A 14,073-nucleotide genomic window follows, 5' to 3' on the forward strand; every position below is an offset into this window, starting at 1 on the left:
TTTTCAGAATGATGCTGCGTTCCTAGACTGCGCCCTATCCACCCCCTCCATCGCGCCGTCGCGGCGCACAGCAAGGAAGACGCATGACACAGCACTGGCCCCGCAGGGCCGCCGGCCTCGGCCTTCTCGCACTGGCCCTGGGCGTCGCTTCGACGTCGCAGGCATCGCAGCCGCAGGCCTACCCCGACCGGATGATCCGGCTCGTGGTGCCCTTCACCGCCGGCGGCAGCTCCGACGTGCAGGCCCGCATGCTGGCCGACCGGCTGGGCAAGCTGTACAAGCAGTCGGTGGTGGTCGACAACAAGCCCGGCGCCGGCGGGCACATCGGCGGCAAGTTCGTGGCCGATGCACCGGCCGATGGCTACACGGTGCTGCTCGGCTCGATCGGGCTGCACGCGACCTACGGCGTGTTCAAGAAGCTCAGCTACGACCCCGCGACCGACCTGAAGGTGGTCACGGTGCTGGCCGAGATGCCGCATGTCGTGGTGGCCCACCCCGCGTTGCCGGCCAACGACCTGAAGCAGCTGGTGGCGCTGGCGCGCAAGCAGCCGGACACCATCAACTTCGGTTCGGCCGGCGTGGGCTCGTCCGTGCACATGATCGGCGAGCTGTTCAAGCTCACGGCCAACGCACCGCTCGTGCACGTGCCCTACAAGGGCAGCACGGCCGCGCTGAACGACCTGCTGGCGGGGCAGATCCAGCTGATGTTCGAGAACCCGCCGACCACGCTGGCCCACATCCGCGGCGGCAAGCTCAAGGCGCTGGCCGTGACCGGCAAGGCCCGCCTGCCGGCGCTGCCCGAAGTGCCGACCGCGATCGAGTCGGGCTTCCCGGCCTTCGAGGCCACCTCGTGGACCACGGTGGCGGTGAGCGCCAAGGTGCCCGACGCCATCGCGGACAAGCTCAATGCCGACATCCGAAAGATCGTCGCCGCGCCGGAGTTCCGCCAGGGCCTGTCGGAGCAGGGCATGACGCCGGTGGCCAACACGCGCGACGCCGCGACGCGCTTCATCGCCGCCGAGAAGCTGCGCTGGGACAAGGTGATCCAGCAAGGCCGCATTGCCGCGGAGTGAGTCCATGTCGTCGAACCCACTTCTTGAACAACCCCGCCTCGCGCCCGTGCCCTGCCGCCGCGTGGGCGATGGCGCGCAGCACCATTTCTTCGGCTACTACAACAAGAGCGCCTGGGACCGCAGCGGGCGCTACCTGCTGGCGCAGCAGGTGCCCTGGATGGACGCCGAACTCACGCCGACGGCGGCAGCACGCATCGGCTACTTCGACCTGCAGGACAACGACCGCTTCCACGCGGTGGGCGACACCACCGCATGGAACTGGCAGATGGGCAGCCAGCTGCAGTGGCTCGATGGCGCGCCGGGCCGCCAGCTGATCTACAACAGCCGCACCGGCGATGCCGATGCGTTCTACCCCGGCTTCGGCGCCACGGTGCTCGACGTCGACACCGGCGCCAAGCGCCTGCTGCCCTTGCCGATCTACGTGGTGGCGCCCGACAGCCGCTGGGCCTTGAGCGTGGACTACCGGCGCCTGTACATCACGCACCGGACCATCGGCTACAGCGAGGTCGGCGGGCCGTTCGAGCTGCCGCTGGCACCGGCCGACGACGGCATCCACGCGACCGACCTGGCCACCGGCACGGCGCGGCTGCTGCTGAGCTACCAGGACCTGCGCCGGTTTCATCCGCGCGCGTCGATGGACAAGGCGATCCACTGGGTGAGCCACATCGAGGTCAACCCGTCGTCGTCGCGCGTGCTGTTCCTGCACCGCTGGACCGAACGCGTCGAGGACGAGACCTGCTTCTTGCACCGCCTGCTCACGATGAACCCCGACGGCTCCGACCTGCGCCTGCTGGAGTGCTCCGACCATCCGCTGCCGCAGCTGGCGGACGACTTCGACCCGACGGCCGTGGGCACCTTCGACTACGAGAAGTCCGAGTACCAGATCTCGCACCCGCTGTGGCAGGACGACGAACACATCATCGTGTGGGGCCCGCACGCCGCGAAGATCCACTACCACCTGTACCACGACCGCGTGGGCGGCGAGGTCCGCGTGATCGGCGACGGCGTGCTGGTGGAGAACGGCCACATGACCTTCTCGCCGGTCAGCACGCGCTGGCTGCTGAGCGACACCTATCCCGACGCCCGCACGCACGAGCGCGTGCTGTTCCTGTTCGACATGGCCACCGGCCGTCGCCACGACCTGGGCAGCTTCTACGCCACGCCGGCGCTGAGCAAGGAGAACCGGTGCGACCTGCACCCACGCTGGCGCCGCGACGGACGGCAGGTGTGCATCGACTCCGTGCACGAATCGCAGAGGCAGATGTACATCGTCGACGTGTCGGGGATCGTGGGCAGCCCCTGAAAGGCGTTGCCTAGTGCGTCAGCGCCGGCGACGCCGCCCGCTGCGCCTCGCGCTGCTGGAATTCGCGCGGCGACACGCCGTACTGCGCCTTGAACACGCGGCAGAAATGCGCGCTGCTGTTGAAGCCCCAGGCGAAGGCGATCTCCGACACCGAGGCGCGGCCGCCCGCGGCCTGGCGCAGCGCCTCGCTGCAGCGCTCCAGGCGCATCTGCCAGATGAAGCGGTCGAGCGTCTGGTCTTCGTCCTCGAACACGCGGTGCAGGTAGCGCTTGGAGCAGCGCAGCTGCTGCGCGATGAGGTCGAGCGACAAGGCCGGGTCGGCCAGGTGCGCGTGCACGAACTGCTTCACGCGCGCCTTCAGCACGCCCGGCAGCGGCTGCGCGCCGAACTGTTCGTCGGCGTGCGTGGCGAGCGTGGAGGCCAGCAGGCCCAGCACGGTGTCGCTGACCGAGCGGCCGACGGCGTTGGGCAGCGAGGGCAGCTGGTCGGCCAGCGAAGTGAGGAACGAACCGAGCACCGCGTACAGCCCCTGCATGGCCGGCGTGTGGGCCTCGCAGGTGTGCAGGTCGGGCATCTTCATGCCCTTGAACTGCTGGCGCGGGATCGTGATGGCCAGCAGGCGCGAGCGCTCGGGGTTGGTGATGGCGTAGGGCACGCGCGGGTCGTACAGGCTCCAGTCGCCCGGGTGCAGGTGGAACTCGCGGTTGCGCTGCGAGATGTGGCCGTGGCCTTCCAGCTGCAGCACCAGCTTGTAGTGCTCGTCGAGCGCGATCTCGCGGTGCGTGTCGGGCCGCGCCACGCGGTGCGAAGGCGCCTCGATCATGAACATGCCCAGCGGGCCGAGCTCGTAGGCGTCCATGCGCGCGTCGAACGGGCCGGGGTCGAGGCACTGCACGCGCAGCGCGCCGAAGTACGACTCGTTGATGCGGCCCCAGCAGGCCTGCCGGTCGGCCGGGTGTTCGAGCCGGGTGCTGAAGTGGTGTGCGTTCATGCGGTGGTTCCCTGGGGGCGCCGGAAGCGCTGGTGCAGGATAGGCAGGTCGGCGCGCGCCATCATCGGTACTTCCACCCGGAGCGGCGGGGGCGGTGCGCTCCCGGTCAACGGCCGGTGCGCGCTGGGTCAATGCCCGCGGTTCACACCTTCTCAGACGACGGGCACGCGGCCCGCGTCGGCCGGGTCGACGTTGCGGCGGTACAGCACGAGCGTCGCAACCAGCCCGCAGGCCGCGGCGGCCGTCATCCACAGGCCGGGGGCGCCCTTGTCGCCGGTCATCTCGATCAGGCCCGTGGCAATCGCCGGCGTGAAGCCGCCGAACAGGGCCGTCGCAAGGCTGTAGGCCAGCGAGAAGCCCGCGGTGCGCACGCTGACCGGCATCACCTCGGTGAGCGCCACCACCATCGCGCCGTTGTAGCTGGCGTACAGGAACGACAGCCACAGCTCCACCTCGAGCATGCGCGCGAAGCTCGGCGCACCGACCAGCCACTTGAGCGACGGGTAGGCCGTGAGGATGGTCAGCACGGTGAACAGCACGAGCAGCGGCTTGCGCCCCACGCGGTCCGACAGCGAGCCCATGACCGGCAGCCAGAAGAAGTTGGAAATGGCCACGCACAGCGTGACGATGAGCGCGTCGGTGGTGCTCAGGTGCAGCACGGCCTTGCCGAAGGTGGGCGTGTAGACGGTGATCAGGTAGAACGACACGGTGGTCATCGACACCAGCATCATCCCGGCGACCACGAGGCCCCAGTTGGCGACCATCGAGCGGAAAATCTCGCGCGCGTCGGGGCGGTGCTTGCGCGCCATGAACTCCTCGGTTTCCTGCAGCGAGCGGCGGATGATGAACAGCACCGGCACGATCAGGCAGCCGACGAAGAAGGGAATGCGCCAGTAGAAGTCGCCGATCTCCTGGGGCGTGAAGGTCACGTTGAGCCAGTAGCCGAGCGCGGCGGCGACGACGATCGCCACCTGCTGGCTGGCCGACTGCCAGCTCACGTAGAAGCCCTTGCGCCCCGGCGTGGCCATTTCCGACAGGTACACCGACACGCCGCCCAGCTCCACGCCGGCCGAGAAGCCCTGCAGCAGCCGTCCGACCAGCACCAGCAGCGGCGCGATGACGCCGATGGTCGCGTAGCTCGGCACGCAGGCGATGAGCAGCGTGCCGACGGCCATCAGCGCGAGCGTGACGATCAGCCCCTGGCGGCGGCCCACGCGGTCGACGTACGCACCGAGAAAGATGGCCCCCAGCGGCCGCATCAGGAAGCCCGCGCCGAAGGTCATGAAGGTCAGCATCAGCGACGCGAACTCGTTGCCCGCGGGGAAGAAGGCCTTCGAGATCTGCGTGGCGTAGAAGCCGAACAGGAAGAAGTCGAACATCTCCATGAAGTTGCCGCCGGTCACGCGCAGGACGGTGGCGAATTTCGAGGAGGAATGCGCGTTGGCAGGCGCGGAAGTCATGGTGTGTCCCCTGGGGCGGTGTTGTGGGCCCAAGGGTAGGTCGGGGTTCCCGACCTGCACCTGACGAGGGGAGTCAGGTAGCTGTCAATGCAGCGCGCCGCGCAGCGGGCGGCGCGTGCGCACGCATCAACTCTTGTACTTGATCGAACACCCGTAAGGCCGTGTGCTCGCCATCGACACCGGTTTTCCACCGGTCACCTCGCCCAGTGCCTGGTTCACGTAGTTGGTGGCGGTCTTGATGTCGTCCACGCGCGCCGAGGCGATGCTGTCGATGCCGCCGGCATACACCAGCGTGCCCTTGGGGTCGATGATGAAGATGTGGGGCGTGGTGCGCGCGCCGTAGACCTGGCCGATCACGCCGTCTTCGTCCATCAGCACGGCGGTGGGCGAGGCCTTTTGCGACTTCATCCAGGCGTCGAGTGCGTCGGCCTTCAGGTAGTCGCTGGCGGCGCGTTCGGTGGAGTTGATGGCGAGCCAGACCACGCCCTTGTCGGTGGCCGCTTTCTGCGTGGCCGGCATGTTGCCGCTGCCGTAGTGCTTGCGCACGAAGGGGCAGCCGGGGTTGGTCCATTCGAGCACCACGAACTTGCCCGCGAAGTCCGAGAGCTTGTGCTTGGCGCCGCTGGTGTCGACGGCCACGAAGTCGGGCGCCTGCTGGCCCACGGCGGGCGCGGCGAAGGCGTTGGTGCCCATGAGGAAGGTGGCGCCCAGCGCGACGGCGGCGGCCACGACGGCGCGGCGGGAAGCGCGGCTGAGGGCGGCGCGCGCCTGGCGCGCGGCGCGAAGGGAGCGTGAGTCGACAGTGGGCGAGAGCGTCATGGCCAGCTTGAACTCCAAAAAACAAAATTCCAAACAACAACTGCAGCTTAGAACGGTTTCTTCAAGTGCGTGTGACAACCCATGACAGCGGCGTTGTCATCTCGTTTCAATTCACCGCATCGGCGTTCAAAGCGCTGCCAACGCGGCGCGGACTTCGTCCTTGCTGAGGATTTCTGTCAGCACGACGGGCGCCTTGCCCGGTGCCTGCAGCACGTACACGGGCACGCCGCTGCGGCCCAGCGCGGTGAGCGCGGCGGTGATGGCGGGGTCGCGGCGGGTCCAGTCGGCGCGCAGCATGGCGACCTGTTTCGTGTCGAAGTCGGCGAGCACCTCGGCGTCGGCCAGTGTGCTCTTCTTGTTGTACTGGCAGGTCACGCACCAGGCGGCGGTGAAGTCGATGAACACGGGCCGGCCCGCGGCCGTCATGTCGCTCACGCGCTGAGCCGACCACGGCTGCCAGCGTTCGCCGTCGTTCGGTGCTGCCGAGGCCAGCCTGGCCGTCGGTTCAGGCACTTGCACGATGTTGCGGCCGATGGTGCCGGCCAGCACGGCGGTGAAGGCGATCATCACGGTGGCGATGACCACGCGCGTGCGTCCGGTCAGCGTGAGCGCCCAGACCACGGCGGCCAGGCACACCAGCAGCGCGAGCAGCGTGCCCGCGCCGTCGATGCCGCTTTGCTGGCCCAGCACCCAGACCAGCCAGGCCACGGTCGCGAACATCGGGAAGGCCAGTAGGCGGCGCAGCGTGTGCATCCACGGGCCCGGCTTGGGCAGCAGGCGCGCCACGGCCGGCACGAAGCCCGCCACCAGGTAGGGCAGCGCCAGGCCCAGGCCCAGCGCGGCGAACAGCAGCAGCGCCTGGGCCGCCGGCAGGCCGATGGCAAAGCCCAGCGAGGCGCCCATGAACGGCGCGGTGCAGGGCGAGGCGATCACCACGGCGAGCACGCCGGAAAGGAAGTCGTTGGCCAGCGGATGCTTGGCCTGCGCGCTGCACACCGACTGCGGCGCGGCGCGGCCGAACTCGAACACGCCGGCCAGGTTCAGGCCGAGCAGGGTGAAGAGCGCCGCCAGCGCCGCCACCACGCCGGGCGACTGCAGCTGGAAACCCCAGCCGAGCTGCGCACCGGCCGCGCGCAGCGCCAGCATGGCGCCGCCCAGCGCGAGGAACGACAGCATCACGCCGCCCGTGTAGGCCAGCCCGGCCTTGCGGTGCGCGCTGGCGTTGCCGGCTTGCCGCGCGAAGCCCAGCACCTTGATCGCGAGGATCGGGAACACGCAGGGCATGAGGTTGAGCAGCAGGCCGCCGAGCAGCGCGCCGAGCAGGGCGACCATGAAGGTGCCGGCGGGCTGGGCCTGCGCAGCGGCAGCAGGGGCCGCCGCCTGGGCCGCGTTGGCGGCCAGCGCCGCCTGCAGCGCGGGCGACACCTCGGCGGCGCGCGGCGCGGCGGTGGCGGCGGGCCAGGTGCCCGACACCGGCGCCTCGGCGCGCCAGGCCACGGGCTGGCCGGCCTGGCGGTCGGCCTCGGCCAGCGCCACCACCACGGGCATGGCGGTGGGGCTTTCGCTGCGCTGGTCGGCCAGCGGCATGGTGGCGGTCCAGGTCGCGCCGTCCCAGGCCTGCGTCCAGTCCTTGCCGGAGACGGCCGCGGTGCGGATCACCTCGGGCGTTTCGGGGAAGAACTCGAGCGTCTTGCCGCGCACGGCGGCGGGCAGGCCTTCGAGGCGCACCTTCAGCTGCTGGCCCTCGACGGCGATGGCGCCGGGCGCGCCCAGCGGCTGCGGTTGCGCGGCCTGTGCGGTGTCGAAGGCCGCCTTGTTCAGCGCGGTCGAGCCGCGCGTGGGCAGCGAGAGCGTGAACTCGCCCTCTTCAGGAATGCATTCCTTGCGGCAGACCAGCCAGGAGGCCTGCAGCTTGATGTCCATGGCCGGCGAGCCGCCGGTGAGCGCCACGTCGGGCTTGTAGAGCGTCGAGACCTCGAGCGGCACCGGCAGCAGCACGGTGTTCTCGTAGCCGTAGTTGGCGAGCGTGCCGACCGGGATCTTCTTGGGCACCGGCCAGGCGATCTCGCCGGTCGAGACGCCGGCGGGCAGCGTCCACTTCAGTTCCGTCGGAAGGCCCGAATCGCCGGCGTTCTTCCAGTAGGTGTGCCACTCGGGCTGGTGGGTGATCTGCAGCCCGACCCAGACCGGCGCGCCGGGCGCCACGCCCTGGGGCGCATGGGCGACCAGTTCGGCGCGCACATGGGGGGTGGTGACCACGGCCCCGGTCTTAGGGGTCAGCTGGGCCGCAGCCGGCATGCAGGCTGCGGCGGTAGCTATCAGAAAAGTAGCGAAAGAGATGCGCGAAAAGGTCATGCCGGTCAGTCGGAGCCAGAGGGCGGGGCGAAGTTCCTGGGGGCCGGGTCTTTCCCGAGGCTCAGGCCGCGGTGGCCGAGGGCCAGCCCAGCACCACGCGCCGGGTGGTCGCGCTCTTCTTCTCGATCTTGGTGACGACCATGGCGCCGATCTCCGCCGTGTTGGCCACGTGCGTGCCGCCGCAGGGCTGGAAGTCGATCGACGGCGCGCCGCCGTCTTCGCCCGTGCCGCCGATGCGGATGGTGCGCACCGTGCCCGTGCCGCGCGGCGGCTGCACGCTCATGCTCTTGACCAGCGCGGGGTTGGCGTCGAGCTCGGCGTCGCTGATGGCGCCCACGGTCAGCGGGTGGGCGGCTTCGACCAGCTTCGCAAGGCCGGCGGTGAGCGTTTCCTTGTCGAGCGGGTCGGTGATGTGGAAGTCGATGCGCGCGTACTCGGGCGTGATCGAGCAGCCGTTCACCGGCACCGGCACGAGGTGGCACAGCAGGTGGCTGGCGGTGTGAAAGCGCATCAGTCGGTGGCGGCGCTCCCAGTCGAGGCGGGCGGTGACGGTGTCGCCGGGCGCCAGCGCGGCCAGCAGCTCGGCCTGGTCGGGCGCGGGCACATGGACGAACTCGGCGGTCGGCTGGCCCTCGGCGTCCTTGGCCTTGCGGGTGTCGATGATGGCGATTTCGCGGCCGTCGGCGAGCACCAGCGCGCCGGCATCGCCGGCCTGCCCGCCGCCCAGCGGATAGAACACGGTGCGGTCCAGCACGATGCCGGTGTCGTCGATGCGCAGGATGCGGGCTTCACAGGTGCGCAGGTAGGCGTCGGCGCGGAACAGGTCGTCGGTCATGCGGCGATGGTAGCGACGATGTGCGAAGGAGGTGCGCGCACGCCGGAAAGCGCCCACGACCGACACGCCCGCGCCGTGCGATTGCGCATGATCCGGCGGTCTGCGGCCGCCTGCCGCGCAAGGAATCCGCATGAACGCATCGCCGCACCTTCCCGTCCGCCTCGCCTTGTCCGCAGCGGCCGTGGCCGCCGTGCTGCTCGTCGCCGGCTGCGGCGAGACCGCCAAGCTCGCGCCCGAACTCACGACCGGCCCCCGGCCGCAGCTGGCCGATCCGAACAAGACGCTGATCCCCACCGTCAACGTGGCGCCCGCCGTCGGCTGGACCGACACCGCCGCGCCCACCCCCGCCGAAGGCCTGCGCGTGACGGCGCTGGCGCGCGGGCTGGACCACCCGCGCTGGGTCTACACCCTGCCCAACGGCGACGTGCTGGTGGCCGAGAGCAACAAGCCGCCCAAGCCCGAAGGCAGCGGCGCCGGCGGCCCGGTCGCCAAGGTGCGCAACTGGGTCATGGGCAAGGTCATGGGCCGCGCGGGCGCCGGCGTGCCCAGCGCCAACCGCATCACCTTGCTGCGCGACGCCGATGGCGACGGCCTGGCCGAGGTGAAGCAGGTGTTCCTGGCGAACCTCAGCTCGCCCTACGGCATGGCGCTGGTCGGCAACGAGCTCTTCATCGCCAACGCCGACGCGCTCGTGAAGGTGCCCTACACCGAGGGCCAGACCTCGGTCAGCGCCACGCCCACCGTGGTGACGGCGCTGCCCGCCGGCCTCAACCACCACTGGACCAAGAACGTCATCGCCAGCGCCGACGGCAGCAAGCTGTACGTCACGGTCGGCTCCAACAGCAACATCGGCGAGAACGGCATGGCGGCCGAAGAGGGCCGCGCCGCGATCTGGGAGGTCGATGCGAAGAGCGGCGAGAAGCGCCTGTTCGCCAGCGGCCTGCGCAACCCCAACGGCCTGGGCTGGGAGCCCGAGACCAACGTCCTGTGGACCGTGGTGAACGAGCGCGACGAGATCGGCAGCGACCTCGTGCCCGACTACCTCACCTCGGTGAAAGACGGCGCCTTCTACGGCTGGCCCTGGAGCTACTGGGGCGGCGTGGTCGATGCGCGCGTCACGCCGCAACAGCCCGAGCGGGTGGCCAAGGCACTGGCGCCCGACTACGCGCTGGGCGCGCACGTCGCGCCGCTGGGCCTGGTGTTCTCGCACGCGCGCGGCATGCCGCCCGAGTTCGCGAGCGGTGCCTTCATCGGCGAGCACGGCTCGTGGAACCGCAAGCCCAAGTCGGGCTACAAGGTGGTGTTCGTGCCCTTCATCGGCGGCAAGCCGAGCGGGCCGCCGGTCGATGTTCTCACGGGCTTCCTGAGCGCCGACGAAAAGGCCCACGGCCGGCCGGTGGGCGTGGCGCTGGACAAGGGCGGCGCGCTGCTGGTGGCGGACGACGTGGGCAACGCGGTGTGGCGCGTGTCGAAGGCGAAGTAGCCCGGCGCGGTCGTTTCAGCGCTGCGGCTTGCCGATCCGGAACAGCCGGTGGCCGCGCAGCGCATGGCCCTCTGCCACCGCCGGATGCTCGAAGGCGCCGGCCACGTCCTCGTGCATGCCGATGCGTGCCATCACGGCGGCCGAGCGCAGGTTGCCGTTGGCCGTGAACGCCACGATCTCGTCGAGCCCGAGCCGTTCGAAGCCGACCTGCAGCGCGCCGCGCGCGGCCTCCGTCGCGAAGCCCTGGCCCCAGCTGGCGCGCGACAGGCGCCAGCCGATCTCCACGCAGGGCGAGAAGGGCAGCGTGGCCATCGGCACGTTCAGGCCGGTGAAGCCGATGAACTCGCCTGTGTCCTTGCGCTCGACGGCCCAGAAGCCCCAGCCCTTCTGTGCGATGAGCGCGCGGGCACGGTGGGCTGCTGCGTCGCTCTCGGCGCGCGTGGGCAAGGGGAGCAGGAACTCCATCACCTGCGGGTCGCAGGCCAGCGCGAAAAATGGCGCGAGATCGCTCTCGCGCCATTGGCGCACCCGCAGGCGCGGGGTGTCGAATTCGATGAGGGGCGGGTGTGTGCTTTCTTCGGTCATGCGACCGATTGTGCTCAGAACCCGGCCAGCACCACCTTGCCCTGCGCCTTGCCGCTCTCGATGAGCGCGTGCGCCTTCTTCAAATTCGCGGCGTTGATGGTGCCGAAGCTCGCATTCGCCGTGGTGCGGATGCGGCCCGCGTCGACCAGCGCGGCCACTTCGGCCAGCAGCTTGCCCTGCTCGGCGATGTCGGGTGTGGTGAAGCGCGAGCGCGTGAACATCATCTCCCAGTGCAGCGAGATGCACTTGGTCTTCAGCGGCATCGCGTCGAGCACCTTCATGTCGTCGATCACCGCGAGCTGGCCTTGGGGCTTGAGGCTCTCGATGAGCTGCGCGTAGTGCTGGTCGGTCTGCGTGAGGCTGGCGACCATGTCGACTTCGTCGATGCCGGCGGCCTTCAGTTCGGCGGCGAGCGGCTTTGAATGGTCGATGACGACGTGCGCGCCCAGTGCCAGGCACCACTCACGCGTTTCGGCGCGCGAGGCGGTGGCGACCACGCGCAGCTTCGTGAGCTGGCGTGCGAGCTGGATGAGGATGGAGCCCACGCCGCCCGCGCCGCCGGTGATGAGCAGCGTCTGGCCTTCGCCGCCGTCCTTGGGCACCTGCAGGCGGTCGAACAGCAGTTCGTAGGCGGTGATGGTGGTCAGCGGCAAGGCGGCGGCTTGCGCGTCGTCGAGGCTCTTCGGGGCGAGGGCGGCGATGCGCTCGTCGACCGCGTGCAGCTCCGAATTGGCGCCGGGGCGAATGATGGAGCCGGCGTAGTAGACGCGGTCGCCGACCTTGAAGCCGGTCACGCCGCTGCCGATGGCTTCGACGGTGCCGACCGCGTCCCAGCCCAGCACCTTGGCCTGGCCGGCTTCGGGAGCGGCGTTCTTGCGGACCTTGGTGTCGACCGGGTTGACCGACACGGCCTTCACGCGCACCAGCAGGTCGCGCGCGCCCGGCACGGGGGCGGGGAGCTCGATGTCCTGCAGCGATTCGGGGTGGTCGATGGGGAGGGGCTGGTGGTAGCCGACGGCTTTCATGGGAAGAGACCTTCTTTCTGGAACGATGGCTGGACTGTAGGATGACAACTTCTGTTTGATAAGGTGGTCTGAATCACCAACACTTTCAAATGAAGATTGAAAATATATCGGACCTGCAGGTGCTCGTGCAGACGGCGCGTGGCGGCACGCTCACGGCGGCGGGGCACGCGCTGGGGATCACGCCCGCCGCGGCCAGTGCGACGTTGAAGCGGCTGGAGGCGCAGTTGGGGGCGCGGCTGTTCGAGCGGTCGACGCGGGCGATGCGGCTGACGCCGCAGGGGCAGACGCTGCTCGACTATGCGGTGCGTGCTTTTGAACTGCTGGATGAAGGGGAGTCGCTGGTCACTGCGGATCGCGGCGAACTTGTCGGTACCTTGCGGGTGGCCTCGCCGTCGGACCTGACGCGCAGCACCTTGCTGCCGTGGTTCGACGAGTTCCTGGCGTTGCATCCGGGGGTGCAGTTGTCGCTGTCTGTCGGGGATCGGCCGCTGGACGTGATGCGGGACGAGGTGGACGTCGCGCTGCGCTACGGGGCGCTGGCCGATTCGCGGCTGGTGGCGCGGGCGTTTGCGCTGACGAATCCGGTGCTGACGGCTTCACCGGACTATCTGCGTCGGCATCCCTTGCCTCGGGTTCCGCAGGATCTGCTGCAGCACAACTGTCTGACGTTCAACCGGAGTGGGCGACGGCACCGGGTGTGGCGGTTTGCGCAGTTGGGGCAGTGGACGGAGGTGCGGGTGAATGGGGATCGCAGTGTGGATGATGCTTCGCTGGCGCGGGAGTGGACTGTGGCGGGGTATGGCATCTCTCTGAAGTCGGCGCTGGATGTGCGTAACGACATTCGGGAAGGTCGTCTTGTGCGGCTGCTGCCTGACTGGGAGACGGAGCCTTATCCGTTGCATGCGCTGTTGCCTAGTGGGAGGTTTGTGCCGGCTCGGGTTCGTGGCTTTGTTGATTTCCTGGCTTTGAAGTTCGAGGGGTTGTTGGCTTTGGGCTGAGGGTTTGGTTTCGGGGGCCGGGTCTCGCCCCGGCGGGCGACTCACTTTCTTTTGCTTCGCCAAAAGAAAGTAAGCAAAGAAAAGGCGACCCCACTGTCCGCGTCCCTCCGCTTCGCTGCGGGCAACCTGCGGTGCTCGCGTTTCGCGGGGTCTCGCCCAAACTCGCTTCGCTCAAACAAGGGCGAGCCCTGATCCGCGAAACGCTGCGCTCCTCGGCGCGGCCAGAGGGGAGGGGGAATGGTCGGGCCGTCGCTGCGCTCGGCCTTGGGGGGATCGCATCACTGCGTTCGCTCCCCCTGTTGTCCCTCGTCAGATCATCGGGGTCACGGCGCCATCCATCGCCACGATCGCGCCGGTCACATAGCTTGCCTTCGGCGACGCCAGGAAGAGCACGGTGTTGGCGACTTCCTCCGGCGTCGCAATGCGCCCCAGCGGCAGGCGCGCAGTCGCGCGCTCCAGCGCTTCATCGGTGCCGATCCCCTGCAGCTTCGCATCCGCCTTCATCCCTTCCTGCAGCCGCGCAGTCAGCGTGAGCCCCGGATTCACGGCGTTCACGCGCACGCCCTTCGCTGCATAGGCCGCAGCCATGCCCGCACTCACCAGCATCAGCGCCGCATTGGCCGCACCGCCGGCCATGTGGACGGGGCTCGCAACCTTGCCGCCCTGGCCGATCACGTTGACGATCGCGCCGCGGCCGCGCGTGCCCATGCGCTTCACGACCGGGTCGATCATGTGGATGTAGGTGAAGTACTTGGCGTCCATCGCGTCGTGCCACGCAGCGGGCGTGAGCTCGTCGGGCGGGGTGCGGCGCGCGGCGCCTGCCGAATTGACGAGCACGTCGACAGGGCCGAAGGCCTGCTCGGCGGCGTCGAGAGCGGCCACAGCGCCGGCGGGGTTCTTGAGGTCGGCGGCGTGCAGGCTGACGCGGCCTTCGGCTTGTGGGAACGCGGCGATCAGTGACTGCTGGCCCTGTTGCAGGTTCTGCAGGTCGCGCGAGACCAGGCTCACGCGCGCGCCTTCGCGCAGGAAACCGAGCGCGCAGGCCAGGCCGATGCCCTTGCTGCCGCCGGTGATGAGAACGTGCTGGTCCTGGAGCTGGAGATCCATGTCGGGGGTCCTTGGAAGAAGGTGAATCTGTCTGCGGCG

12 protein-coding genes are annotated in these 14,073 nt (G+C 69.4%); 4 read left to right on the forward strand and 8 right to left on the reverse strand.

Translation table 11 applies throughout. The annotated features are described in order from the left end of the window. Positions 1 to 83 precede the first annotated feature (83 nt). Both AC1RLW_RS27600 and AC1RLW_RS27605 read left to right on the forward strand, forming a co-directional pair. The gene (locus AC1RLW_RS27600) at positions 84 to 1,073 is read left to right on the forward strand and encodes a tripartite tricarboxylate transporter substrate binding protein (protein ID WP_493195819.1); all 990 of its coding nucleotides are present in this window, start codon (positions 84 to 86) and stop codon (positions 1,071 to 1,073) included. Between the two features lie 4 nt (positions 1,074 to 1,077). Continuing rightward, a complete protein-coding gene (locus tag AC1RLW_RS27605; RefSeq protein WP_493195821.1) occupies positions 1,078 to 2,376 on the forward strand; it encodes a hypothetical protein in 1,299 nt (432 codons plus the stop codon). Positions 2,377 to 2,386: 10 nt separating this feature from the next. Here the strand turns inward: AC1RLW_RS27605 and AC1RLW_RS27610 are convergent, their stop codons facing one another. From AC1RLW_RS27610 to AC1RLW_RS27630, 5 genes are all read right to left on the reverse strand, one after another. Further along, the gene (locus tag AC1RLW_RS27610) at positions 2,387 to 3,367 is read right to left on the reverse strand and encodes an AraC-like ligand-binding domain-containing protein (protein WP_493195822.1); all 981 of its coding nucleotides are present in this window, start codon (positions 3,365 to 3,367) and stop codon (positions 2,387 to 2,389) included. A 152-nt stretch (positions 3,368 to 3,519) separates the two neighbouring features. Continuing rightward, positions 3,520 to 4,827, reverse strand: a complete 1,308-nt coding sequence (locus AC1RLW_RS27615) for an MFS transporter (RefSeq protein WP_492687294.1) — start codon at positions 4,825 to 4,827, stop codon at positions 3,520 to 3,522. A gap of 126 nt (positions 4,828 to 4,953) precedes the next feature. Further along, positions 4,954 to 5,646 (reverse strand): redoxin domain-containing protein, encoded by a 693-nt coding sequence (locus tag AC1RLW_RS27620; protein ID WP_493195823.1) that lies wholly within the window; start codon positions 5,644 to 5,646, stop codon positions 4,954 to 4,956. A gap of 126 nt (positions 5,647 to 5,772) precedes the next feature. Beyond that, entirely contained in the window at positions 5,773 to 8,001 is a 2,229-nt protein-coding gene (locus AC1RLW_RS27625; RefSeq protein WP_493195825.1) for a protein-disulfide reductase DsbD family protein, read from the reverse strand. A gap of 61 nt (positions 8,002 to 8,062) precedes the next feature. After that, the gene (locus AC1RLW_RS27630) at positions 8,063 to 8,836 is read right to left on the reverse strand and encodes an alanyl-tRNA editing protein (RefSeq protein ID WP_493195826.1); all 774 of its coding nucleotides are present in this window, start codon (positions 8,834 to 8,836) and stop codon (positions 8,063 to 8,065) included. Between the two features lie 130 nt (positions 8,837 to 8,966). Here AC1RLW_RS27630 and AC1RLW_RS27635 point away from each other — a divergent pair, with 130 nt between their 5' ends. Continuing rightward, a complete protein-coding gene (locus tag AC1RLW_RS27635) occupies positions 8,967 to 10,319 on the forward strand; it encodes a PQQ-dependent sugar dehydrogenase (protein WP_493195827.1) in 1,353 nt (450 codons plus the stop codon). Positions 10,320 to 10,334: 15 nt separating this feature from the next. Here the strand turns inward: AC1RLW_RS27635 and AC1RLW_RS27640 are convergent, their stop codons facing one another. Then, positions 10,335 to 10,904 (reverse strand): GNAT family N-acetyltransferase, encoded by a 570-nt coding sequence (locus AC1RLW_RS27640; RefSeq protein ID WP_493195828.1) that lies wholly within the window; start codon positions 10,902 to 10,904, stop codon positions 10,335 to 10,337. Between the two features lie 14 nt (positions 10,905 to 10,918). Beyond that, positions 10,919 to 11,929 carry a zinc-binding alcohol dehydrogenase family protein gene (locus AC1RLW_RS27645; RefSeq protein WP_493195830.1) on the reverse strand — a complete coding sequence of 337 codons (1,011 nt, stop codon included), beginning with the start codon at positions 11,927 to 11,929 and terminating at the stop codon, positions 10,919 to 10,921. An 89-nt stretch (positions 11,930 to 12,018) separates the two neighbouring features. On the opposite strand from AC1RLW_RS27645, the gene AC1RLW_RS27650 reads away from it, so the two are divergent. Continuing rightward, positions 12,019 to 12,927, forward strand: a complete 909-nt coding sequence (locus AC1RLW_RS27650; RefSeq protein ID WP_095949478.1) for a LysR family transcriptional regulator — start codon at positions 12,019 to 12,021, stop codon at positions 12,925 to 12,927. A 309-nt stretch (positions 12,928 to 13,236) separates the two neighbouring features. Here the strand turns inward: AC1RLW_RS27650 and AC1RLW_RS27655 are convergent, their stop codons facing one another. After that, positions 13,237 to 14,034, reverse strand: a complete 798-nt coding sequence (locus tag AC1RLW_RS27655) for an SDR family oxidoreductase (protein ID WP_493195831.1) — start codon at positions 14,032 to 14,034, stop codon at positions 13,237 to 13,239. Positions 14,035 to 14,073 lie beyond the last annotated feature (39 nt).

It is taken from the genome of Variovorax sp. GW822-FHT04A09 (genome assembly GCF_058801005.1).